Below are 22,500 nucleotides of genomic sequence, written 5' to 3' on the forward strand. Positions count from 1 at the left end.
CGGCAGCATGGCCCCATGTCCGCACTCACGCGCAACGAAGCGCAGCTCCGAGCCCGGCTCCTCGACGTCCACCACTACGCCGTCACCCTCGACCTCACCGGCGACGACGACGAGACCTTCGACTCGACCGCCGTCATCCGGTTCACCGCCCGCACCACCGGAGACACGTTCGTCGAGCTGAAGCCGGTGGAGCTGCGCTCCGTCACCCTCGACGGCCACCCCCTCGACCCGGCCGCCCTCGACGACAACCGCCTCCCGCTCACCGGCCTCACCCAGGGCCCCCACGAGCTGCGGCTCGACACCCGCATGCGCTACTCCCGCACCGGCGAGGGCCTGCACCGCTTCACCGACCCCGCGGACGGGGAAACGTACCTCTACAGCCAGATGTTCATGGACGACGTCCAGCGCGTCTTCCCGGCCTTCGACCAGCCCGACCTCAAGGCCGTCTTCGAGTTCACCGTCACCGCCCCCGCCCACTGGACCGTCCTCGCCAACGGCACCACCACCCGCACCGGCGACCGCGACGGCGCCGGCATCTGGACCTCCGCCCCGACGCCCGTCATCTCCACCTACCTCGCCGCCGTCGCCGCCGGCCCCTGGCACAGCGTGACGACCGAACACGCCGGACTGCCCTTCGGCATCCACTGCCGCCAGTCCCTGGCACCCCACATGGACGCCGACGCCGAGGAAATCCTCTCCCTCACCAAGGACTGCTTCGACCGGTACCAGGAGAAGTTCACCGAGCCGTACCCCTTCGACTCCTACGACCAGGCCTTCGTACCCGAGTTCAACGCCGGCGCCATGGAGAACCCCGGACTCGTCACCTTCCGCGACGAGTTCATCTTCCGGTCCGCCGTCACCGACACCGAACGCCAGTCCCGGGCCATGGTCATCGCCCACGAGATGGCCCACATGTGGTTCGGCGACCTGGTCACCCTCGCCTGGTTCGACGACATCTGGCTCAACGAGTCCTTCGCCGAGTACATGGGCTACCAGACCCTCACCGAAGCCACCCGCTTCACCGACACCTGGACCGACTTCGGCGTCACCCGCAAACCCTGGGGCTACGACGCCGACCAGCGGCCCTCCACCCACCCCGTCGCCCCCGCCCCCGAGGACGTCCCCGACACCGCTTCCGCCCTCCTCAACTTCGACGGCATCTCCTACGCCAAGGGCGCCTCCGCCCTGCGCCAGCTCGTCGCCTGGCTCGGCGAGAAGGACTTCCTGGCCGGCATCAACACCCACTTCGCCCGCCACAAGTTCGCCAACGCCTCCCTCGCCGACTTCGTGGACTCCCTCGCCGCCCACACCGAACGCGACGTCCGCGCCTGGGCCGACGTCTGGCTGCGCACCACCGGCATCGACACCCTCACCCCGCGCATCGAGGAAGCCGCCCACGGCGTCGACGAAGCCGCCGGCTGGACCCTCACCGTCGACCGCCACGGCAGCCGCCCGCACCACATCGCCGTCGGCGTCTACGACCGTCACCCCGCCGACGGACGCACCCTGGAACCCCGCGAACAGCTCACCCTCGACGTCCCCTCCGACGAGGTCGTCTCGGTGACCGGCCCCCGCCCCGCGCTGCTCCTCCTCAACGACGGAGACCTCACCTATGCCAAGGTCCGCCTCGACGAGACCTCCCTCGAAACGGTCCTGCGCGGCCTGTCCGGCATCCCCGACGCCCTCACCCGCGCCGTCGTCTGGAACGCCCTGCGCGACATGGTCCGCGACGGCGAACTGGACCCGCAGGACTACCTGCTGACCGCCGAAGCGCACCTGCCCGAGGAACACGACCTGGCCATCGTCCAGGGCGTCCTCTCCTTCGCCCGCACCCAGGTCGCGGTGCGCTACGTCGCCCCCGAGGACCGGACCGCCGCCCTGGCCACCCTCACCACCACCGCCCGCGACCTGCTGCGGCGCACCGAGGACGGCTCCGAGCCCGGCATGCGGCTCAGCGCCGTACGCGTCCTCATCGACAGCGCCACCCAGCCCGACACCATCGCCGCCTGGCTCGCCGACGACACCGTCCCCGGCGGCCCCGCGCTCGACCCCGCGCTGCGCTGGCGCATCCTCGCCCGCCTCGCCGTCCTCGGCGCCGTCGAGGAGAGCGACATCGACGCCGCCCTCGCCGCCGACCCCAGCGCCACCGGCCGGGAAGGCGCCGCCCGCTGCCGCGCCGCACTCCCCACGGCGGAGGCCAAGGCCGCCGCCTGGGACCGGCTCTTCCACGACGACAGCCTGTCCAACTACCTCTTCACCGCCACCGCCCAGGGCTTCTGGCAGCCCGAACAGGCCGACCTCGTCGAGGAGTACGTCGCCCGCTACTACCCCGAGGCCGTCGCCCTCGGCGCCCGCCGCGGCCCCGCCATCGGCGAAGCCGCCGGCCGCTACGCCTTCCCCGCCTACGCCATCGACGAGGCCAACCTCCAGGCCGGCCACGCCTGCCTCGCCGACCCGGACATCCTCCCGCTCCTGCGCCGCAAACTCGTGGACCAGCTGGACGACCTCGCCCGCGCCCTCCGCGTCCGCACCGCCTGACCAGCCCCGCCCGGCCCTGCCGGGCCCCGGGGCTCAGCCCCGCTCTTTCGGCCTCGCCGGCGTTCGAGGCGCGGGGTCCGGGGCGGAGCCCCGGGTCCGTGAGCCGCGCCGGCGATGGAGGCGACGGTCCGGGCAGATGCCGCCGCACCGACCGGAAACTCCGGACAAACCCCGGCGGTTACCCCATTCGGGTCTGATCGTTGTACTGGCAGGGTGCCCCGCCCCGCACCCCTCCCAGCCCCGGAGGACCCCCGATGACCGCGCCGCCCGGCACAGGCACAGGCACACCGCCCCCGCTCGCCGGCGGAGCCAACGGCCCCACCGCCCTGCGGCCCCTCATCGACACCGTCCTCGACGCCCTGGCCGCCGGAGCCCGGGACCGCGGCGGGCCACTGCCCGCCGGCGGCCCGGGCGCCCAGGCCGCCCGCGTCCGGGCCGCACTCGGCGACGTACTCCCCGCACACGGAACCGGCGACCACGAGGCGCTCCGCACCCTCGTCCACACCCTCGCCGCAGGCGCCGCCGACCCCGCCGACCCCCTCTGCGCGGCCCACCTGCACTGCCCCCCGCTCGCCGTCGCGGCCGCCGCCGACCTCGCCGCCAGCGCCCTCAACCCCTCCCTCGACTCCTGGGACCAGGCGCCCGCCGCCTCCGCCGTCGAAGCCCTCCTCACCCGCGCCCTCGCCGCCGAGTTCTACGACACCCCCCACGCCGACGCCCTCGTCACCACCGGCGGAACCGAAGCCAACCAGCTCGCCCTGCTCCTCGCCCGCGAACGCCACGGTCCCGCCCTGACCGTCCTCCACGGAGCCAACGCCCACCACTCCGTCCCGCGCGCCGCCTGGCTCCTCGGCCTCCCCCCGGCCACCGAACTCCCCACCCCCGCCGGCGTCCTCGACCCCGCCCGCCTCGCCGAAGCCCTCGCCGCCGCCCCCGGCCCCACCCTCGTCACCGCCACCGCCGGCACCACCGACGCCGGACTCGTCGACCCCCTCCTCCGCATCGCCGACCTCTGCGACCGGTACGGAGCCGACCTCCACATCGACGCCGCGTACGGCGGCCTCCTCGCCCTCAGCCCCCGCCACCGCGACAAACTCGCCGGACTCGGCCGCGCCCACTCCCTCACCATCGACCTGCACAAACTCGGCTGGCAGCCCGTCGCCGCAGGACTCCTCGCCGTCCCCGACACCGCCCTGCTCGCCCCCCTCGCCCACCAGGCCGACTACCTCAACGCCACCGACGACACCGAAGCAGGCCTCCCCGACCTCCTCGGCCGCTCCCTGCGCACCACCCGGCGCCCCGACGCCCTCAAGATCGCCACCACCCTGCGCTCACTGGGCCGCGACGGCCTCGTCCGCCTCATCGACCGCACCTGCGAACTCGCCCGGCACCTCGCCGCACTCCTCGACGCCCATCCCAGCTTCGAACTCCACGCGGCCCCCACCATCAGCACCGTCCTCTTCCGGCCCACCCACGCCGACGACGACCGGCTCGCCACCCTGCGCCGCACCCTCCTGCACGAAGGCCGCGCCGTCCTCGGCCGCACCCACGCCGACGGTCGCCTGTGGCTCAAAGCCACCCTGCTGAACCCGCACACCACCGCGGGGGACCTGGACACCCTCATCGCCCTCCTGGAAGGCAGCACCCACCGATGACCGCCCAGCTCGATGCCCCCCACGACCTCGTCGGAATCGGCATCGGCCCCTTCAACCTGTCCCTCGCGGCCCTCGCCCACGGCCTGCCGCAACAAGGCGCGGGCGAACTCGCCACCGCCTTCTACGACCAGCGCCGCGACTTCCGCTGGCACCCGGGACTCCTCATCGAAGGTGCCACCCTCCAAGTCCCCTTCCTCGCCGACCTCGTCACCCTCGCCGACCCCACCAGCCCCTGGAGCTTCCTCAGCTACCTCAGGCACAAGGAACGGCTCTTCCCCTTCTACTTCGCCGAACAGTTCCACATCCACCGCGCCGAATACGACGCCTACTGCCGCTGGGTCGCCGGCCGCGTCCCCGGACTCCACTTCGGCCACCAGGTCGACGCCGTCCGCTGGAACCCCGAACGCGACCTCTTCGAAGTCGACTTCACCCAGCTCGACGCCGACGGCGAAGCCCTCGGCCGCACCTACACCCGCCACCTCGCCCTGGGCATCGGCACCGCCCCCTACATCCCCGAACCCCTGCGCCCCCTCGCCGAAGCCCCCACCGTCCCCGTCGTCCACTCCGCCGACTACCTCGACAACCGGCAGCGCATCCTCGCCGCCGACCACGTCACCGTCATCGGATCGGGCCAGTCCGGCGCCGAAGTCTTCCTCGATCTGCTCCGCGCCCGCCCCGCCGGCCGCGAACGCCTCACCTGGCTCGCCCGGACCCCCTCCTTCGCCCCCATGGAGTACTCGAAGCTCGGCCTCGAACACTTCACCCCCGACTACACCCGCTACTTCCACTCCCTCCCCGAACCCGTACGCAACCAGCTCGTCCCCGCCCAATGGCAACTCCACAAGGGCATCGACGCCGACACCATCGCCGCCATCCACGCCGAGCTCTACCGCCGCACCCTCCACGGCGGCTGGCCCGACGCCGTCCTCACCCCCGGCGTCAGGGTCCGCACCGCCGGCCGCGTCGCCACCACCAAGGTCGAACTCCACCTCGAACACGTCGAGCAGGGCACCCGCTCCCGCCTCACCACCGACGCCGTCGTCCTCGCCACCGGCTACCGGGAACGCCCCCTCAGCAGCCTCCTCGCAGGCCTCGACCCCTACCTGCGCAAGGACTCCGCCGGCCGCCCCCGCATCGACGACCGCTACCGGATGGTCCTCGACCCCACCGTCAGCGGCAGCATCTTCGTCCAGAACGGCGAACGCCACACCCACGGCGTCGGAGCCCCCGACCTCGGCCTCGCCGCCTGGCGCAGCGCCGCCATCCTCAACACCCTCACCGGCAAGGAGCCCTACCCCCAGCCCGAGCGGACCGCCTTCACCACCTTCGGACTCGAACAGCGCGAACACACCCGCCCCCGGCCCGCCGGCGACCTGCTCCCGCTGGTCGACCACCCCTGACCGGCCCCGCCACCCAGCCCGCCGCACCGCTGCGCATACATTCCCGGCATGACGACGCTCCTCCTCGACGGCGGGCCGGTCGCCCCGGACGCCCCGGTCACCCGCACCGGCGGCACACCCCTGGCCCCCGCCGGCACCGCATGGCCGACCTGCGCCTCATGCGCCGCACCCCTGCAGTTCCTCGCCCAGATCCACCTCGGCGACCTCCCCGGCCACACCGCCCCCACCCCGGGCGTACTGGCCCTCTTCATGTGCGCGAACCGCCCCGGCCAGTGCCGGCAATGGAGCCCCACCGCAGGCGGAAACCTCGCCCTGCTGCTCCCCGCCGACCGCCTGGAACCCGTACGGGCCCCCGACGACGCGGATCAGGACCTCCTCGGACTCGGAGCCGTCCGCGCCGCCGTACCCGCCCCCACGGCACCCGCCACCGCGACGATCCTGGGCCGGCTCGGCGGCACCCCCGACTGGCTCCAGTACGACGAGACACCCGACTGCCCCGCCTGCGCGCGGCCGATGGACTTCGCCGCCGAGCTGACGGAAGGCCCCGACCCCGTCACCGCCATGAACTTCGGCTCCGGCCGCGCCTACGCCCACACCTGCACCCCCTGCGGCCGCGCGGCACTCCTCTGGCAGTGCTGATCCCCACCCGACGGCCGCGGCCCGCCCCCACGCACAGCGGCCGGGACCCCGCCCCAGCAGGTCCCGGCCGCACCGCCCGCGAACGGACTAGAACACCGGCACGCCGGCCCGCGTCAGCCGCCAGTCCACCGACGCGAACTGCGCCGGGTCGATCGTCCCCTTCGCCTTCACCCACTGGATGATCGTGTTACGGATCTCGTCCGAGTTCGACCACAGCTGCTTGGCCTGCGGCACGTGCGGGAAGTTCCCGCCGCCCGAGGCCCGGTAGTTGTTCACCGCGAACACGAACTGCGCCGCCGGATCCACCGCCTTCCCCTGGAAGGTCAGCCCGGTGATCCGCGAACCCGCCGGCTGCGCGATGTCGATGTCGTACGCCAGCCCGTACACGGCGTCGTAGTTGTAGTCCGGAATGCTCTCGGCGTTCGTCAGCTTCGCCGGATCCACCGCATCACCCGGCGCCGTCCGCACGAAGTACCGCGCCGAGTACTCCAGGTAGTCCTTCAGCTGCGCACCCGTCAGCAGCCGTGCCTCCATCGTGTTCTCGAACGGGTACAGACCCGCCGCGTCCCGGATCGTCACCTGCCCCGCCGGGATCGCCGCCGTCCGAGAGAAGCACGAAGCCTGCGACAGCACCGGAAGCGCCGCCCACTCCGTACCCGCCAGCGCCGCCTTCACCGTCTCCGCCTGCACGTGGTTGACCAGATCGATGATCGCCACGTCCTTGACCGGCCCTTCCGCCGAGGACATCGCCTGCGTGGACGTACCGATCACCTGGTTCACGTACGCCACGACCTTGCGGTGCTCGTCCGACAGCAGCCGCGTGATCTTCGGGTCCTCGGCGACCGCATTGGAGTTCAGCACCTTCGCCGCGACCTTCGCCACCGACCAGCGGCCCTTCTCCCACACCAGCTCGAAGTCGAACAGCGTCAGCCGCTGCCCCCACTTCAGCGGCTCCGACAGCACCACGTCCTTGCCGGTCGCCTTGTTCTTCACCCGGTACTCGGGAATCTCCGTGTGCGCGTGCCCCACCAGGATCGCGTCGATCCCCGGCACCTGCTCCGCCACCAGTCCGGCCGCGTTCTCGATGTGGGGCAGCTGGTCCCCGTACGAGGACGTCCCGCTCGACCCCGAGTGCGCCGACACGATCACCACGTCGGCTCCCATCGAACGGAGCTTCGGCACGTACTTCGCCGCCTGCTCCTCCAGCCCCGGGAACGTCATCCTGCCCTGCACGTTGGCCTTGTCCCAGATCGCGATCCCCGGGTTCGTCAGCCCCAGCACCGCCACCTTCACGTCCCGCCCGCAGGGCGTCCGCAGCCGGTGCATGCTGTACGGCGGGAACGCCGGCCGCAGCGTCTTCGCGTCCAGGGCGTTCGCCCCCAGCAGCGGGAAGTCGCACTGCTCCTCGAACTTGCGCAGCACCGGTATCCCGTAGTTGAACTCGTGGTTCCCCAGCGCCGCCGCGTCGTACCCGATCGCGTTCATCGCCTGCGCCATCGGGTGCACCGGCCCGCGCCGGGCCGTGATCGGGTCCACCTTGGCGTAGTAGTAGGACAGCTGCGTGCCCTGGATCGTGTCGCCGGCATCGATCAGCAGCGTGTTGCGCCGCCCCTTCTCCGCCCGCACCTGGTTCACCAGCGTGGAGATCTTCGCCAGGCCGACGTCGTTGTGCGCCTTGTCGTCGAACTCCTTGTCCGTGAAGTAGTCCCAGTTGAAGACGTTCCCGTGCAAGTCGGTCGTGCCCATCACCGTGAACGCGTACGTCCGCGGCGCCGGCGGGCCCTTCACGTCCTGCTGCTGTGCGGCTGCCGGGGTGCTCGTGGCCCCCGCCAGCGCAACGGCCGCACCTGTCGCGGCCGTGGTTCCCAGAAAAGTCCTGCGGTCGAACGCCATGCCATCTCCCCTTTTGAGGCCTGAACAACGCGCGTAGATTCTGACCCACGGGTAACAAGCAGCAACACCCCCGTCAGGTTTCGATCCGATGACCCCACCCGTACGAGCGACAGTGCGAGAGTGAACGCATGACCCAGGACGCATCGCACCAGCCCTACGGCACCCCCGAAGTACCCCGCGTCGCAGTCCGCGGCGAAGCCCGCATCGAAGTCGACCCCGAGATCGCCCGCATCGGCATCACCGTCAGCGCCCGCGGCACCGACCGGCGCACCGCCCTCGAAGACCTCACCCGGCGCAACAACACCGTCCTCGACCTCATCAAGAGCTACGGTGACCCCGTCGAAAAACTCGAAACCGGCTCCTTCTCCATCACCCCCGAACTCACCCGCCACGGCCGCGCCGAACGCATCCGCGCCTACCACGGCCGCGTGCACATCACCGCCGAACTGAGCGACTTCACCACCCTCGGCGAACTCACCACCCGCCTCGCCGACCTCGAACTCACCGAGGTCGACGGCCCCTGGTGGGCCCTGCGCCCCACCTCGCCCGCCCACGGCCAGGCCCGCCGCCAAGCCGTGCTCGAAGCCGTCCAGCGCGCCCGCGAATACGCCGAAGCCCTCGGTGCCCGCCTCGCCGCCCTGGTCGAACTCGCCGACCTCGGCGCCGAGAACGCCAACCCCTTCCCCGCCGCCCCCGGCGGCGGAATGCGCACCATGGCCTTCAGCGCCGCCGAGGACGCCGGCCCCCCGCCGCTCGACCTCGAACCGCAGCGCCAGACCGTCTACGCCCAGGTGAACGCCCGGTTCACGATGACCCCTCCGCAGCTCTGAGGAACCGACGAAATCGGCGCGCCGGGGGTGCTCATCAGAGCACCCCCATGCACATTCAACAGTTGTCAACAACCTTTTGCTCAAAGGTTGTTGAGTGGACACCCGGAAGCGATTACCTACTCTCTGGTAGGGGAATACGCTCGCCTTATGCGCCGAGCGAAAATCGTATGTACCCTGGGCCCCGCCACCGACTCATACGACCAGATCAAAGCCCTGGTCGAGGCCGGAATGGACATCGCCCGCTTCAACCTCAGCCACGGCACCTACGCCGAACACGAGGAGCGTTACCAGCGCGTACGCAAGGCCTCCGACGAGACCGGCCGCAGCGTCGGCATCCTCGCCGACCTTCAAGGCCCGAAGATCCGCCTCGGCCGCTTTCGCGAAGGCCCCGTACTCCTTGAACGCGGTGACGAGTTCACCATCACCGTCGAAGACCACGAAGGCGACCGCCACACCTGCGGCACCACCTACAAGGGACTCGCCACCGACGTCACCACCGGCGAGCGCATCCTCGTCGACGACGGCCGCGTCACCCTCGAAGTCACCTCGGTCGACGGCCCCCGCGTCCACACCCGCGTCGTCGAAGGCGGCATGGTCTCCGACCACAAGGGCCTCAACCTCCCCGGCGTGGCCGTGTCCGTCCCCGCCCTCTCCGAGAAGGACATCGAAGACCTCCGCTGGGCCCTGCGCATCGGCGCCGACGTCATCGCCCTCTCCTTCGTCCGCAGCGGCCGCGACATCGAAGACGTCCACCGGATCATGGACGAGGAAGACCGCCGCCTCCCGGTCATCGCCAAGATCGAAAAGCCGCAGGCCGTCGAGAACATCGACGACATCGTCGCCGCGTTCGACGGAATCATGGTCGCCCGCGGCGACCTCGGCGTCGAAATGCCCCTGGAACAGGTCCCGATCGTGCAGAAGCGAGCCGTCAAACTCGCCAAGCGCAACGCCAAGCCCGTCATCGTCGCGACCCAGATGCTCGACTCGATGATCGAGAACTCCCGGCCCACCCGCGCCGAGGCCTCCGACGTCGCCAACGCCGTCATCGACGGCACGGACGCCGTCATGCTGTCCGGCGAGACCAGCGTCGGCAAGTACCCCGTCGAAACCGTGCGGACCATGTCCCGCATCGTCGAAGCCGCCGAAGAGGACATCCTCGCCAAGGGCCTGCCGCCCCTGACCGACCGCAACAAGCCCCGCACCCAGGGCGGAGCCGTCGCCCGCGCGGCCGCGGAAATGGGCGACTTCCTCGACGCCAAGTTCCTCGTCGCCTTCACCCAGAGCGGGGACACCGTCCGACGGCTCTCCCGCTACCGCTCGCCCATCCCGCTCCTCGCCTTCACCCCCGACCCCGCCACCCGCTCCCAGCTCAACCTCACCTGGGGCGTGGAGACCTTCCTCGGCCCCCACGTCGACTCCACCGACGCCATGGTCGCCCAGGTCGAGGAAGAACTCCTGCGGATCGGCCGCTGCGTACCCGGCGACACCGTCGTCATCACCGCCGGCTCGCCCCCCGGCGTCAGCGGATCCACCAACCTCGTCCGCATCCACCACATCGGCGACGCGGTCCGCTGAACCCGCCCGCCGCGGCAACCGCGGCTACCGCACCTCACGTACGAGACGCACCGCGTCGGGCAGTGCCCACCGGCCCGACGCGGTCACCCGCACCCGGCCCTACCAGCCGAAGCGCCGATCGACCACAGCCGCGAACTCCTCGAAGGTCAGCACCGCGTCCCCGTTCGCATCGGCCGCGTCGAACAGCGCCGACGACGCATCCGCGTCCCCGAGGCCCCAGAACGGCAGATCCCCGCGCGCGGCCAGCGTCGGACCCTTCGACCGCAGGGCCGAGATCACCTCCACCCGGGTCAGCTCACCGTCCTCGTTCAGATCGAGCGCCTCGAACAGCTTCCGGGCCTTCTCACTCATCATGGGCTCCCCCTCTTCGTTGTCGACCTTGACCTCAACCTAACCTGAGCTCATACGGTCATCACATGACGATCAAGGAATACCCCCAGGAGCAGCTCGCCGCCCAGCCCATCGGCTACTGGACCCGCGCAGCGGCCGAACTGATCATCGGCGGCCTCCGCGCCGCCCTCGCCGAGGAGAACCTCACCCAGCCCCACTGGTGGGCCCTCAACCACATGGCCGCCACCCCCGGGGAATGGACCCGCGCCACCCTCACCGCGAAACTGGCCCCCTTCGACGACCAGAACACCGACTTCGAAGCCCTCTACGCCGACCTCACCGCCCGCGGTTGGATCACCGAGGCGGACGACCGCCTCACCCTCACCGAAGCCGGCGAGGCGGGCCGCCTCCGCGCCCACGACCGCAACGCCAAGGTCCACGCCCGCATGCGGGAGGGCATCGACGACGCCACGTACGCGGCCACCATCAACACCCTCCGCCTCCTGGTCGCCAACCTCGGCGGCAACGGCGACCTCCCCTAGACCGGGTCGGGTACGTCAGCCGACGCGCCGGGCCAGCACCTGACCCGGCCAGTCCCCGGACAGGAAACGCTCGGTGGGGGCGAAGCCGTTGCGCTCGTAGAACGCGACCAGCGCGCCCCCACCGCCCGCCCAGCAGTCCACCCGCAACAACTCCACGCCCGCCCGCCGGGTCTCCTCGGCGGCATGGGCGAGCAGCGCCGCCCCGACCCCCAGCCCCGCGTACCGCCGGTCGGAGACCAGCAGCCGGACGTACCGCTCCGGCTCCCCGGCCGGCGCGATCGGCATCTGCGGGCTCGGCCCGGAGTCCAACACCAGGGCCCCGGCCGGCACCCCGTCCAACTCCGCGACGTAGGGCACGTTCTCGGTCGTGTACCGCTCGACCCGCGCCACCCCGCCGGGCCGCTGCGAATACGGCGTCGTGCCCCACTGCTCGGTATTGCCGCGCGCGTTCATCCAGGCCACCGCGGAGTCGAGCATGCCGAGAATGTCCACGGCGTCGTCCGGGCCACCCGGCCTGATCCGTATGCGCGTGCTGTCACTCATACCGTCACCCTAGGCCGCCCCGGAAGCCGACGCGATCACCCCCGCACACGATCGTTCGGACACATCCCTAGCCGAACAGCGGGAACCGCCCGGCGTCCGAACCCAGCCGATGCCGCTCCGGATCCGTCAGCGGCACCCGCCCGGTGGCCGCCCGCGCATAGTGCTCGTCGCCCCAGCCCACCGGCACCGCCCGGCCCAACAGGCCGTCCAACGTCGCCCGGACACACACCAGCCCCGCCTTCGAAGGGCCCTGGGCGCCCGGCAGCCCGACGATCAGGTCCAGGTGGTGGACGGTGGCCTCCACAGCCAAGGTCGCCAGCAGGTCCCCGGCGCTGAGCACGTGCCCCTGCGTGCCGACCATCCGCCCGGTATCCGCCCGCCCCGCAGCGACGACCAGGGCCGCCGTCGTCTCCAGATACAGCTCCCGCAGCTGCCCGAAGTCGAGGAACATGCCTGCGCACACCCGGGACCAACGCCGCCCGTGAGCTGCCCCCATCCCACCCGGCCGCCAGTCCCGCCAGTACGTGACCGCGTCACGGTCGGCCGGCCCCTCCGCCGGAGTGTGCAACGCCACCAGCCCGCGCTGCGCGTCACCCGCACAGTGGAAGATCAGATCCCGCACCGCCCAACCCGTACACCCGCTCGGCGCCCACGACTGCGCGTCGCCCAGCCCCCGCACGACATCGCCGAACGCGCCGTAGGCGGCGCTCACCGCTTCCACGACGCCGCTCTCCCCCGGCTGCCCACCCATGCCGCCCGTCCCTTCCGCCGCTGCGCCGACTGCGCGCCACCCTCGCCTGCCCGGCAGAACCATCGACATGTCCCCGTGCCCAATCGCCCGGACAGGCCCTAGTACTTGGGGCCGATGTGGGCGTCCATCAAAGCCACGGACTCCCGGCGGGCGACGGACACGTTGAACGGGTCGCTGCCCCGGGCCAGGACCGTCCACCGGACGCCGACCTTGGTGAGCGTGTCCGTGCACAGCTTCCGGATGTCGTCCGACTTGTTGGTGAAGAAGTACCGCGGGTACTCGTACCGCTTCCGCTCGCCACCGACCATGCGGGTGGTCCAGTTGGTGATCCGGCACCCGTCGGAGTGGATCAGCCCCCGGATGAACTCCCACGGGTGAGCATCGACGATCTCCTGCTGCCAGCCTTCGAGGACGATGGGCCGCTCGTGCTTCTTGCCAGGCCCGTGCTGCGGGAACAGGCACGTCCAGTGGCGGCCGTAGCTGGTCACATTGACGCATCCTTGGCGCTGCAGGAGGTAAACCTTGTCGGACGGCCGGACCGCCTGGATCGCTGCGCGGCACTGTTCGATGAGGCCGGGCCACGCGTCTGCGCATGCGATGCGGAGGTAATGCCCACCTCGCGGGTGGGGGCTGATGCAGCCGTCGCCGAGGTAGAGGCCAAGCAGATAAGAGTATGCAGCCAGGTCGGATGGTCCCGAGCACAGCGTCTGATTCATGCGGGGGCGCGGTTCGATGTGACGCTGCCAGGCGCGGATGGCGGACCGGGATATCCCCGTTTCCTTGCTGACCGAGTTCATGCTGCGGCCGTCACCGAGAAGGGCTAGTGCATGCCGTCGAGTTGCCAGATCGTACATGCGAGCGACAGTGAGGAAAATTCCCTGCCGGTGCGTGCGCATTGCGGCACATTCCCCCGAAAGGGGGAGGCCCATTCAATGAGGCGTGACCTTGGAATTCAAGGAAAGGTGCCCCAGGTGGGATTCGAACCCACACTGTCCGCTGTTTGAGAGCGGCCTCTCTGACCAGTTGGAGTACTGGGGCCTAAGAAACGAAGGATTCCGGGAACCCTGCGTGACACCACCTTACAGGAGCTGGGTAGGCTCGGGGGAGCTGTTATGCCCCGCAAAGAGGAGCCCCCGTGACCGCCGAGCACGAGTCGACGCCCACGCCCGACGCCGACCAGTCGCACGTTCCGCCGCTGACGACCCGCGTCGTCATCGCCGAGGACGAGGCGCTCATCCGCCTGGACCTGAAAGAGATGCTGGAGGAGGAGGGCTACTCCGTCGTCGGCGAGGCCGGGGACGGGCAGACGGCCGTGGAGCTCGCGCGCGAGCACCGGCCCGACCTCGTCATCCTCGACGTGAAGATGCCCGTCCTGGACGGGATCTCCGCCGCCGAGAAGATCGCGGAGGAGTCCATCGCCCCCGTGCTCATGCTCACCGCGTTCTCGCAGCGCGACCTCGTCGAGCGGGCCCGGGACGCCGGGGCCATGGCGTACCTCGTGAAGCCGTTCAGCAAGAGCGACGTGGTGCCGGCCATCGAGATGGCCGTCTCCCGCTTCGCGGAGCTGCGCGCGCTGGAGAAGGAGGTCGCGGACCTCTCCCTGCGGCTGGAGACCCGCAAGCTCGTGGACCGGGCGAAGAGCATCCTGCAGACGCAGTACGGGCTCACGGAGCCGGCCGCGTTCCGCTGGATCCAGAAGTCCTCCATGGACCGCCGCATGTCCATGCAGCAGGTCGCCGAGGTGGTCATCGAGGACGCCGAGGCGAAGAAGAAGGAGAGCGGGAAGTAGTTCCCGTCCCGGAACGTGCGTGAGGCCCGCCTCCCCCCGAGGGGAGGCGGGCCTCACGCGTACAGGACGGCTCAGTCCTCGCCGAGGTAGGCCTTGCGGACGTCCTCGTTGTGGAGGAGGTCCCGGCCGGTGCCGGAGAGAACGACCTTGCCGATCTCCATGACGTGCGCCTGGTCGGCGAGCGAGAGCGCCGCCTGGGCGTTCTGCTCGACGAGCAGGATCGTCATGCCCGAGGCCTTGAGCTCCTTGATGGTCGCCATGATCTTCTGCATCATCAGCGGGGAGAGGCCCATGGAGGGCTCGTCCAGCATGAGCAGCTTGGGCTGGGACATGAGCGCGCGGCCCATGGCGAGCATCTGCTGCTCACCGCCCGAGAGGGTGCCGGCGGCCTGCTTGCGGCGTTCGCCCAGGATGGGGAACATCTCGTAGGCGCGCTGGACGTCCTTCTCGATGCCCTCCTTGTCGGTGCGCAGGAAGGCGCCGAGCTGGAGGTTTTCGGCGATCGTCAGCCGGGGGAAGATGTGCCGTCCCTCGGGGGAGTGGGCGAGGCCCAGGGAGACGATCTTGTGGGCGGGGACGGCGGCCAGGGGCTGGCCGTCGAAGGTGATGGTGCCGCTCTTGGGCTTGATGAGCCCGGAGAGGGTGCGCAGGGTGGTCGTCTTGCCGGCGCCGTTGGTGCCGACGAGGCAGACGATTTCGCCTTCGTTGACCTCGAAGGAGATTCCCTTGACGGCTTCGATCTTGCCGTAGGCGACCTTGAGGTCCTCGACCTTGAGCAGTGCGGTCACTTGGCCTCTCCTTCCGTGCTGGTGGTGCTGGTGGTGCTGTCCGCGTCGGCGTCCGCCGGAGCATCGGCGTCCGCCTCAGGCTCCGCGTCCGCCTCAGGCTCCGCGTCCGCCTCAGGCTCCGCGTCCGCGTCCGCGTCCGCGTCGGCCTCAGCCTCGGCCTCCGCGTCGGCGGGCGTGGCCGCCGCTGCGGCTTCCGCCGCCACGACCTCGGCGTCCTCGGCGGCGCCCGGGTCGCCCTCGAAGGGCTCGCCCAGGTAGGCGGCGATGACGCGCTCGTCGCCCTGGACCTCGGCCGCGGTGCCCTCGATGAGCTTCTCGCCCTGGACGAGGCAGGCGACGCGGTCGCAGAGGTTGAAGATGAAGCGCATGTCGTGCTCGATGACGAGGACGGCGATGCCCATGTCGCGGATGGCGAAGATGAGTTCTTCGGCAGCGCGGGTTTCCTGCGGGTTCATGCCGGCGGTGGGCTCGTCCAGGAGGATGAGGCCGGGGTCGCTGGCGAGGGCGCGGGCGATCTCCAGCTTGCGCTGCTCGCCGTAGGGGAGGTTCTTGGCCAGGTGCTGCGCCTTGTTCTCCAGCCCGATGAACTCCAGGAGTTCCATGGCGCGCGCTTCGCTGGCGGCTTCGGCCTTCTTGAAGCCGGGGCCGCGCAGCAGGGCGGACCAGAGGCCTTCCTTCGTGCGGGTGTGGCGTCCGACGAGGACGTTCTCCAGCACGGTCATGTTGTGGAAGAGCCGGATGTTCTGGAAGGTGCGGGCGATGCCGGCCTCGGTGACCTTGTGGGGCTTGGGAGGCAGGACCGTGCCCTTGTAGCTGACGGAGCCCTCGGTGGGGACGTACAGCCCGGTGAGGCAGTTGAAGAAGGTGGTCTTGCCGGCGCCGTTGGGGCCGATGAGTCCGACGATCTCGCCCGAGTTGACCTGGAGGTCGACGCCCTTGACGGCCGTGAGGCCGCCGAAGCGCATGGTGACGCCCTTGGCTTCGAGAACCGTGGTCTTGGTGGTGGTGTCCGTGGTGGTCGTCATGATGTTCACGCCCCCGCCTTGGCGGTGGCCAGGTCCGTGGGGGCCTGGTCAGCGGTGTCGTCGTGGTACTCGAGCTGCGCGCGCTTGTTGGCGATGAGGCCTTCGGGGCGGAAGCGCATGAGCAGGATGAGGGCGATGCCGAAGGCGAGGAGCTGGTAGTCCTGGAGGAAGGCCAGCTTCGCCGGGATCAGGAAGAGCAGTGCGGCGCCGAGGATGGGGCCGCGGATGGTGCCCATGCCGCCGAGGATGACGGCGGCGAGGAGGAACGCGGAGTTCGGCGGGACGGGCCCGGCGAAGACGTAGTTCTCGGGGACGACCGTGCTGTTGACGTGCGCCTGGACGGTGCCGGCGAGGCCGGCGAGGGTGGCGCCGAGGGCGAAGGCGATGAGCTTGACCTTGAAGCCGTTGATGCCCATGGCTTCGGCGGCGGTCTCGTCCTCGCGGATGGCGACCCAGGCGCGGCCGATGCGGCTGCTGCCGGCACGGGCGAAGACCAGGATGACCAGGGCCATGACGAGCAGCATCAGGAAGTAGTAGTTGGCGTAGGCACCGAGGGTGATGCCGCCGACTACGTGGGACTCCCCGAAGTTCCACCCGAAGAGCTCGAGGTGGGGGATGTTGGGGATGCCGTTCGGGCCGTTGGTGATGTCCGGGCCGGAGGTGCCGTCGAGGTTGCCCATGGCGATGCGGAAGATTTCTCCGAAGCCGAGGGTGACGATGGCGAGGTAGTCGCCGCGCAGGCGCAGGGTCGGTGCGCCGATGACCACGCCGAAGATGAGCGAGGCGAGGGCGCCGACGATGACCGCTGCCCAGAAGGGGAGGTGGATGCCGAAGGCGGAGGCGGTGCTTCCGGAGACCAGGGCCGCGGCGTAGGCGCCGACGCCGAGGAAGGCGACGTAGCCGAGGTCGAGGAGGCCGGCGAGGCCGACGACGACGTTGAGGCCGAGGGCGACGGTCGCGAAGATCAGGATGTTGACCGCGATCAGCGTGTAGGTGTCGCCGCTCTGCTGGATGAACGGGAAGGCGATCGCCGCGGCCGCGGTACCGATGAGGGTGACCTGGCGGTGCTTGCCGGTGATGCCGCCGAGGCGGGCGAAGAGGCCTGCCTTGTTCAGCGCGAGGGCCACGAAGCCGACGGTGATCAGGTAGGCGACGAAGAGCTGCGGTTCCTTGTCATCGGTGTCGATGCCGAAGGTGATGACGAAGAGGCCGATGGCGAAGACGCCGGTGATGATGAGGATTTCGGCCCAGGAGGGCAGCTGCTTGGCGGGGGCCGCCTTGCGGGTGTCGTCCTGGAGCTTGTGCGCGGCGAGGACCGGGATGGCCGAGCCGACGAGGGCCACGTACGCGCCGGGTTCGAGGTTGATCACTCCGCCGAGGACGACGGTGATGGACAGGACCGTGAACCAGGTGGCGGCGAGGTTGCCGAGGGCCAGGAACCAGATGGCCTTGCGGGTGCCGGCGGGGGCGAGCCAGCCGAGGCCCTTGACGCCGAGCGCGGAGAGCGCGTAGGCGAGGGTGAGGGCGGCTCCGGCGAGGGTGACGAACTGGAGGCCGGCAGGGCTGCCGTAGTAGGTCAGGTCGCCGGGGAACTCGGCGGTCCACGTCCACGCGAGGAAGGCGCTGACGATGGTGAGGAGGCTGCCGCCGATGACCGCGTACAGGAGCGTGGTGGGCGCGGGGCCCTGCTTCACCGTGTCGGTCTGCGGGGTGGTGTTGGTGGTCATGGTTCTCACGCCCGATCCGCGACGCGCTCACCGAGCAGGCCTTGTGGCCGCACGAGGAGGACGACGATGAGGAGTACGAAGGCCCAGACGTTGGACCAGGCGCCACCGCCGAGCTGCGACATGCCGGGGATCTCTTCGATGTAGGCGATCGAGAGGGCTTCGGCGAGTCCGAGGACGACGCCGCCGACCATGGCTCCGTAGATGTTGCCGATGCCGCCGAGGACGGCTGCGGTGAAGGCCTTGAGGCCGAGGATGAAGCCCATCTCGAAGTTGATCTGGCCCTTGTCGAGGCCGTAGGCGACGGCGGCGACGGCGGCGAACGCGGCACCGATGGCGAAGGCCATGACGATGATGCGGTCGGTGTTGATGCCCATCAGCTTCGCGGTGTCGGGGTCCTGCGCGGTGGCCTGCATGGCGCGGCCGCTGCGGCTCTTCTGGACGAAGACGCCGAGGGCGAGCATGCAGAGCGGGGCGAGGATGAGGACGAAGAGGTCCGCGCGCTGGATGGCCAGGCTGTCGGTGATCTTGAAGGCGGCGCCCTTGAACTCAGGGAAGCTGACCGCCTTCTTGGCGTCCGGGTAGAACTGCCAGACGAGCTGCTGGAGCGCGATCGAGAGGCCGATTGCGGTGATGAGGGGTGCGAGCCGGGGGGCGCTGCGCAGTGGGCGGTAGGCGAAGCGTTCGGCTGCGCAGGCCACGGCGACGGAGGTGGCGGCACCTCCGACGATCATGACGGGTATCGCGATCAGCAGGGAGGTGCCGGTCGGGAGGATGGCGTAGGCGCTGAGCGCGCCGAAGCCGCCGATCATGAAGATCTCGCCGTGGGCGAAGTTGATGAGCTGGACGATGCCGTAGACCATGGTGTACCCGATGGCGATGAGGCCATAGAGAGCACCGAGGGCCAGGCCGTTGGCCAGCTGTTGCGGCAGTTCGTGCACCGCAGGGCCTCCGATGAGCGTGTCGGATAAGACTCCGCGCGAGGGCGCTGTTTGCGCCCTCGCGCGGCGGATGGTTCAGGTGTTACGGGTGGTGCTGGGGACTACGGGCTTACTGGTTGAAGGTGTCGCTCTTGACGTCGACCCACTTGCCGCCCTCGACCTTGTAGACCGTGAGCTGCTTGTTGGTGGTGTCGCCGTACTCGTCGAAGGCGACCTTGCCGGTCACGCCCTCGAAGGAGACCTTGCCGAGCGCCTCGACGACCTTGGCGCGGGCGTCGGCGGGCAGCTTGCCGCTGTTGGCGGCGACGGCGGCCTTGACGGCCTGGATGACGGCCCAGCCGGCGTCGTAGGAGTAGCCACCGTAGGCGGCGTACGGGTCCTTGTAACCCTCGGCCTTGTAGTCCTCGATGAACTTCTTGGCGGTGTCCAGCTTCTCGACCGGGTAACCGATGGAGGTGGCGAGGTCGCCCTCGTTGGCCTCACCGGAGGCGCTGATGAAGGCCGGGTCCTGGATGCCGTCGCCGCCCATGAGGGGGACGTTGGCGCCGGTCTTCTTGATCTGGTCGGCGAGCAGGCCGCCCTCGGGGTACTGGCCGCCGAAGTAGACGGAGTCGGCGCCGGAGGTCTTGACCTTGTCGGCGGTGGAGGAGAAGTCGGTCTCCTTCACGGTGACGTGGTCGGTGCCGACGACCTCGCCGCCGAGCTTCTTGAACTCCTCGGCGAAGATCGCGGCGAGGCCGGCGCCGTAGGTCTGCTTGTCGTCGACGATGAAGACCTTCTTCTTGCCGGCGTCCTTGAAGAGGTACTGGGCGGCGAACTTGCCCTGGACCACGTCGGTGGCGGCGGTGCGGAAGTAGGTCTTGAAGCCGCGCTTGAACTCGCCCTTGCCCCAGTTGTCGCCCTGGCTGAGCGCGGGGTTGGTGTTGGCGGGCGAGACCTGCGCCAGGTTGGCGGAGTTGAAGACGCCCTGCATCTGCTGGGCGACGCCGGAGTTCAGCGGGCCGACGACGCCGAGGACGTCCTTGTTGCCGACGAGCTTGGTGGCGTTGGCCTGACCGGAGGCGGGGACCGCCTGGTCGTCGAGGGCCTCGACCTTGAACTCGATCCCGGGGACCTCGTTGTTCTTGTTGGCCGTCTTGGCCGCGAGGTCGACGGAGTTCTTGATGCCCTGGCCGAGCGCGGAGAGCGAGCCGGTGAGCGGGGCGTCCACGCCGATGACCACGACGGTCTTCTTGCCGCCGCCGTTGTCCTTGGAGTCTCCGTCGCGCGATCCGCAAGCGGTGAGGGTCAGTGCTCCCGTGGTGATCACGGTGGTGAGGACGAGCAAAGAACGGTGTCGCACGATTCTTCCTTTCCCTGGCGCGGCGCTCTCGTTCGAGGTGCCGTTGGGTCGCCGGGCCGCACTGGGAGGTCCACGGCCGTGCTGATTCGCGCCTTGCGGCGCGGTGACTGGCCGTGACTCTAGGCCCGAGGTGACGAGCACCGGGAGGCGGGAAAGGAGGATGTGACGCTCTTGTTATGCCAAGGCCAAGAATGTGTGGCGAGAGTGTGGACAGAACGGACATTTAGTGACGGTGAATAGTGTCCGCATCCTGAGAAATACCTGTTCCCCTAAGGGGCTTGAGGCCTCCATGCACCTGTCTTAGATCAAATTCGGCCGAATGTGGCGGTGCGTGTCTGAAAGAATCCTCCGGGTGGCGATTCTCGGAGGAAAAGACGGATTGCGTACGGCATGTGCATTACTCAGAGTAATGAAATGCGTGAGGCGCCCCCGTCGGATGGATCTTGTCCGGTTCGGCGACATGGCCTCCGACCTGCGGTTCGGCCGTACGCGAGGATCTGCCCGGAAGGCGGACAGCGTGCTCGGGAATGCGGTGACCCGGGTCACGTCGGGGGTCGCCAGTTCTCCGAGCTGCCGGTCGCGCCGTCCTCCTCGGCGCAGCGCCGGGCCACGAAGCGGTCGATCAGCTCAAGTGCCTTGGTCTGTCCGTCAGTTCGCTCCTCCGCGCGGCCGGCGGCGACCGCGTCCTCGTGGATCGCGTACTGGTCGTTCGACAGGCCCTTCTGCTCCCAGTCGAGGCCGGACCATTTGGTGCCCAGGAGGGTCTCCTTCGCCCAGTACGACACGAGGCTCGTGCAGACCTGCGCGGGCGAGGAAGGGCTGGCGGAAGGGGTCTCCGGGGCCGCCGCCGGGGGTGGCGCGGAGGAGGAGCATCCGGAGAGGGCGAGTGCCGCGAGGAGGGTGTGGGCGGCGTACCGGGCCGTGCGTGGCATGGTCCCCATGAGGGGAAGGTAGGCGCGTCACCATCGGTGACACAACAGATGTCACCGCGAAGTGTGCGGAGTGGCGGATTCCGGGCGGTTGGCGGCCGCGGCCCGGTCCGGGAACGTGCGCCGGATCCCGCTTCCGCCGGCCCGGAGCGGGATCCGGGGCTGCCGACCGGGCGGCGACCGTATCTCCTAAGCTCCGGCCGTGAGCGGATACCGGAGCCCGACGGCATGGATCGAATCGGCTTGGCGGGAGCTGGACGCCCCCGATGCGGGCCGCCGGGACGGCTGCCTCGAAGTCGTCAGCGACGTCCTGGAGACGGGCCTCCCGACACAGGACGACGCCGAGCGGGCGGTCGAGCGCCTCGTCGCGGTCGCGCTCTCCGACGAGAGCTATGTGCTGCGGGAGTCCGCGCTGCACGCGATCTGCACGGCCACCACGCCCTACGAGCTCCCCTACCGGGTGGTGGAACCGCTCGCCGCCGGCGTGGACGGCTTCGAACCCCTGCTCCTGGGGTACGTCCTGGCCGCGCTCGGCTCCACCTGCGACCGGGCGGCGCTGCCGGTCGTCGAACGGTTCCTCCACCATCCCCACCCGTACGTGCGCAGGGAGGCGGCGGACGCGGTGGGCGAACTGCGCCGGCTCCGGGAGTCCCCCGGTGAGGGGACGGCCTGACTCCCGGGGCGCGGCGGCCGCTCGTCAACGCGCCCGCGCGGGCCGGGTCAGGCCCCCGCGGGGGCCTGCCGGGTCAGGCCCCCGCGGGGGCCTCGGCGGCGGCCCCGGCCGACTGGTCGACCTCGCGCAGCAGGCAGGTCAGGCGGGCGGTGCAGATCCGCTTGTCCTGCTCGTCGGTGATGACGATCTCGAAGGTGGTGGTCGAGCGGCCGCGGTGCACGGGGGTGGCGACGCCGGTCACGATGCCGGTGCGGGCGCCCCGGTGGTGGGTGCAGTTCAGGTCCACGCCGACGGCGATCTTGGTGATGCCGCCGTGCATCATCGCGCCGATCGAGCCGAGGGTTTCGGCCAGTACGGCGGAGGCCCCGCCGTGCAGCAGTCCGTACGGCTGGGTGTTGCCCTTGACGGGCATGGTGCCGACGACGCGGTCGGCCGAGGCCTCCAGGATGCGGATGTCCATCCGCTCGCCGAGGTCTCCCGCCGAGAACAGTGCGGGGAGGTCGATGCCCAGGGCCGCGTACTCGTCGAGTACCTCCTGCGGGAACTTCACTGCGTGCTGCTCGCCCATGGTCAGGCTCCGTTCGTCAACGCTC

At 70.2% G+C, this 22,500-nt stretch carries 21 protein-coding genes and 1 tRNA gene; 9 read left to right on the top strand and 13 right to left on the bottom strand.

The window, feature by feature from the left end; genetic code table 11:
* Window positions 1-15 precede the first annotated feature (15 nt).
* From pepN to RIU97_RS29855, 4 genes are all read left to right on the top strand, one after another.
* A complete protein-coding gene (pepN, locus tag RIU97_RS29840) occupies window positions 16-2,538 on the top strand; it encodes an aminopeptidase N (protein WP_404960699.1) in 2,523 nt (840 codons plus the stop codon).
* A gap of 254 nt (window positions 2,539-2,792) precedes the next feature.
* On the top strand, window positions 2,793-4,193 hold the full coding sequence (locus RIU97_RS29845; protein ID WP_404960700.1) for a pyridoxal phosphate-dependent decarboxylase family protein: 1,401 nt from the start codon (window positions 2,793-2,795) through the stop codon (window positions 4,191-4,193).
* Window positions 4,190-5,593, top strand: coding sequence for a lysine N(6)-hydroxylase/L-ornithine N(5)-oxygenase family protein (locus RIU97_RS29850; protein ID WP_404960701.1), 1,404 nt, complete (start codon window positions 4,190-4,192; stop codon window positions 5,591-5,593). The genes RIU97_RS29845 and RIU97_RS29850 overlap by 4 nt, the downstream gene beginning before the upstream one ends.
* Window positions 5,594-5,641: 48 nt before the next feature.
* Entirely contained in the window at window positions 5,642-6,232 is a 591-nt protein-coding gene (locus RIU97_RS29855) for a DUF1963 domain-containing protein (RefSeq protein ID WP_404960702.1), read from the top strand.
* An 87-nt stretch (window positions 6,233-6,319) separates the two neighbouring features.
* Here the strand turns inward: RIU97_RS29855 and RIU97_RS29860 are convergent, their stop codons facing one another.
* A complete protein-coding gene (locus tag RIU97_RS29860) occupies window positions 6,320-8,125 on the bottom strand; it encodes a bifunctional metallophosphatase/5'-nucleotidase (protein WP_404960703.1) in 1,806 nt (601 codons plus the stop codon).
* Between the two features lie 128 nt (window positions 8,126-8,253).
* On the opposite strand from RIU97_RS29860, the gene RIU97_RS29865 reads away from it, so the two are divergent.
* Both RIU97_RS29865 and pyk read left to right on the top strand, forming a co-directional pair.
* Window positions 8,254-8,955, top strand: coding sequence for an SIMPL domain-containing protein (locus RIU97_RS29865; protein WP_404960704.1), 702 nt, complete (start codon window positions 8,254-8,256; stop codon window positions 8,953-8,955).
* Window positions 8,956-9,102: 147 nt separating this feature from the next.
* Window positions 9,103-10,530 (top strand): pyruvate kinase, encoded by a 1,428-nt coding sequence (gene pyk, locus RIU97_RS29870; RefSeq protein WP_404960705.1) that lies wholly within the window; start codon window positions 9,103-9,105, stop codon window positions 10,528-10,530.
* A gap of 99 nt (window positions 10,531-10,629) precedes the next feature.
* On the opposite strand, the gene RIU97_RS29875 is transcribed toward pyk, so the two are convergent.
* Complete coding sequence (locus RIU97_RS29875; protein ID WP_404962991.1) at window positions 10,630-10,881, bottom strand: EF-hand domain-containing protein; 252 nt, start codon at window positions 10,879-10,881, stop codon at window positions 10,630-10,632.
* 65 nt (window positions 10,882-10,946) lie between these two features.
* Between RIU97_RS29875 and RIU97_RS29880 the strand changes: the two genes are divergently transcribed.
* Window positions 10,947-11,402, top strand: coding sequence for a MarR family transcriptional regulator (locus RIU97_RS29880; RefSeq protein WP_404960706.1), 456 nt, complete (start codon window positions 10,947-10,949; stop codon window positions 11,400-11,402).
* A 15-nt stretch (window positions 11,403-11,417) separates the two neighbouring features.
* Here the strand turns inward: RIU97_RS29880 and RIU97_RS29885 are convergent, their stop codons facing one another.
* The 4 genes from RIU97_RS29885 to RIU97_RS29900 form a co-directional block, all read right to left on the bottom strand.
* On the bottom strand, window positions 11,418-11,945 hold the full coding sequence (locus RIU97_RS29885; protein WP_404960707.1) for a GNAT family N-acetyltransferase: 528 nt from the start codon (window positions 11,943-11,945) through the stop codon (window positions 11,418-11,420).
* A 67-nt stretch (window positions 11,946-12,012) separates the two neighbouring features.
* Window positions 12,013-12,696, bottom strand: coding sequence for a maleylpyruvate isomerase N-terminal domain-containing protein (locus RIU97_RS29890; protein WP_404960708.1), 684 nt, complete (start codon window positions 12,694-12,696; stop codon window positions 12,013-12,015).
* Window positions 12,697-12,794: 98 nt separating this feature from the next.
* Window positions 12,795-13,550: a transcriptional regulator gene (locus RIU97_RS29895; protein ID WP_404960709.1), complete on the bottom strand. Its 756-nt coding sequence runs from the start codon at window positions 13,548-13,550 to the stop codon at window positions 12,795-12,797.
* A 109-nt stretch (window positions 13,551-13,659) separates the two neighbouring features.
* A tRNA-Leu gene (locus RIU97_RS29900) sits at window positions 13,660-13,734 on the bottom strand.
* Window positions 13,735-13,831: 97 nt separating this feature from the next.
* Here RIU97_RS29900 and RIU97_RS29905 point away from each other — a divergent pair.
* The gene (locus RIU97_RS29905) at window positions 13,832-14,485 is read left to right on the top strand and encodes a response regulator (RefSeq protein WP_319724859.1); all 654 of its coding nucleotides are present in this window, start codon (window positions 13,832-13,834) and stop codon (window positions 14,483-14,485) included.
* A 71-nt stretch (window positions 14,486-14,556) separates the two neighbouring features.
* Here the strand turns inward: RIU97_RS29905 and RIU97_RS29910 are convergent, their stop codons facing one another.
* The 6 genes from RIU97_RS29910 to RIU97_RS29935 form a co-directional block, all read right to left on the bottom strand.
* The gene (locus tag RIU97_RS29910) at window positions 14,557-15,273 is read right to left on the bottom strand and encodes an ABC transporter ATP-binding protein (RefSeq protein WP_401601008.1); all 717 of its coding nucleotides are present in this window, start codon (window positions 15,271-15,273) and stop codon (window positions 14,557-14,559) included.
* On the bottom strand, window positions 15,270-16,298 hold the full coding sequence (locus tag RIU97_RS29915; RefSeq protein WP_404962992.1) for an ABC transporter ATP-binding protein: 1,029 nt from the start codon (window positions 16,296-16,298) through the stop codon (window positions 15,270-15,272). Before RIU97_RS29915 ends, RIU97_RS29910 begins: the two co-directional genes overlap by 4 nt.
* Before the next feature lie 5 nt (window positions 16,299-16,303).
* Entirely contained in the window at window positions 16,304-18,025 is a 1,722-nt protein-coding gene (locus RIU97_RS29920; RefSeq protein ID WP_404962993.1) for a branched-chain amino acid ABC transporter permease, read from the bottom strand.
* Window positions 18,026-18,030: 5 nt separating this feature from the next.
* Entirely contained in the window at window positions 18,031-18,963 is a 933-nt protein-coding gene (locus tag RIU97_RS29925; RefSeq protein ID WP_266597815.1) for a branched-chain amino acid ABC transporter permease, read from the bottom strand.
* A gap of 109 nt (window positions 18,964-19,072) precedes the next feature.
* Window positions 19,073-20,305, bottom strand: coding sequence for a branched-chain amino acid ABC transporter substrate-binding protein (locus RIU97_RS29930; protein ID WP_404960710.1), 1,233 nt, complete (start codon window positions 20,303-20,305; stop codon window positions 19,073-19,075).
* A gap of 542 nt (window positions 20,306-20,847) precedes the next feature.
* The gene (locus tag RIU97_RS29935) at window positions 20,848-21,246 is read right to left on the bottom strand and encodes a hypothetical protein (RefSeq protein WP_404960711.1); all 399 of its coding nucleotides are present in this window, start codon (window positions 21,244-21,246) and stop codon (window positions 20,848-20,850) included.
* Window positions 21,247-21,436: 190 nt separating this feature from the next.
* Between RIU97_RS29935 and RIU97_RS29940 the strand changes: the two genes are divergently transcribed.
* Entirely contained in the window at window positions 21,437-21,907 is a 471-nt protein-coding gene (locus RIU97_RS29940; protein WP_404960712.1) for a HEAT repeat domain-containing protein, read from the top strand.
* 73 nt (window positions 21,908-21,980) lie between these two features.
* Here the strand turns inward: RIU97_RS29940 and RIU97_RS29945 are convergent, their stop codons facing one another.
* Window positions 21,981-22,475 (bottom strand): PaaI family thioesterase, encoded by a 495-nt coding sequence (locus tag RIU97_RS29945; RefSeq protein ID WP_383569074.1) that lies wholly within the window; start codon window positions 22,473-22,475, stop codon window positions 21,981-21,983.
* Window positions 22,476-22,500 lie beyond the last annotated feature (25 nt).

The organism is Streptomyces sp. 147326, assembly GCF_045000215.1.
Lineage (GTDB): Bacteria > Actinomycetota > Actinomycetes > Streptomycetales > Streptomycetaceae > Streptomyces.

Bases quoted from the DNA above. Each gene is read 5' to 3' on its own strand.
- pepN (WP_404960699.1), top strand. From the start codon at position 16: ATGTCCGCACTCACGCGCAACGAAGCGCAGCTCCGAGCCCGGCTCCTC.
- RIU97_RS29845 (WP_404960700.1), top strand. From the start codon at position 2,793: ATGACCGCGCCGCCCGGCACAGGCACAGGCACACCGCCCCCGCTCGCC.
- RIU97_RS29850 (WP_404960701.1), top strand. From the start codon at position 4,190: ATGACCGCCCAGCTCGATGCCCCCCACGACCTCGTCGGAATCGGCATC.
- RIU97_RS29855 (WP_404960702.1), top strand. From the start codon at position 5,642: ATGACGACGCTCCTCCTCGACGGCGGGCCGGTCGCCCCGGACGCCCCG.
- RIU97_RS29860 (WP_404960703.1), bottom strand. From the start codon at position 8,125: ATGGCGTTCGACCGCAGGACTTTTCTGGGAACCACGGCCGCGACAGGT.
- RIU97_RS29865 (WP_404960704.1), top strand. From the start codon at position 8,254: ATGACCCAGGACGCATCGCACCAGCCCTACGGCACCCCCGAAGTACCC.
- pyk (WP_404960705.1), top strand. From the start codon at position 9,103: ATGCGCCGAGCGAAAATCGTATGTACCCTGGGCCCCGCCACCGACTCA.
- RIU97_RS29875 (WP_404962991.1), bottom strand. From the start codon at position 10,881: ATGAGTGAGAAGGCCCGGAAGCTGTTCGAGGCGCTCGATCTGAACGAG.
- RIU97_RS29880 (WP_404960706.1), top strand. From the start codon at position 10,947: ATGACGATCAAGGAATACCCCCAGGAGCAGCTCGCCGCCCAGCCCATC.
- RIU97_RS29885 (WP_404960707.1), bottom strand. From the start codon at position 11,945: ATGAGTGACAGCACGCGCATACGGATCAGGCCGGGTGGCCCGGACGAC.
- RIU97_RS29890 (WP_404960708.1), bottom strand. From the start codon at position 12,696: ATGGGTGGGCAGCCGGGGGAGAGCGGCGTCGTGGAAGCGGTGAGCGCC.
- RIU97_RS29895 (WP_404960709.1), bottom strand. From the start codon at position 13,550: ATGTACGATCTGGCAACTCGACGGCATGCACTAGCCCTTCTCGGTGAC.
- RIU97_RS29915 (WP_404962992.1), bottom strand. From the start codon at position 16,298: ATGACGACCACCACGGACACCACCACCAAGACCACGGTTCTCGAAGCC.
- RIU97_RS29920 (WP_404962993.1), bottom strand. From the start codon at position 18,025: ATGACCACCAACACCACCCCGCAGACCGACACGGTGAAGCAGGGCCCC.
- RIU97_RS29935 (WP_404960711.1), bottom strand. From the start codon at position 21,246: ATGGGGACCATGCCACGCACGGCCCGGTACGCCGCCCACACCCTCCTC.
- RIU97_RS29945 (WP_383569074.1), bottom strand. From the start codon at position 22,475: ATGGGCGAGCAGCACGCAGTGAAGTTCCCGCAGGAGGTACTCGACGAG.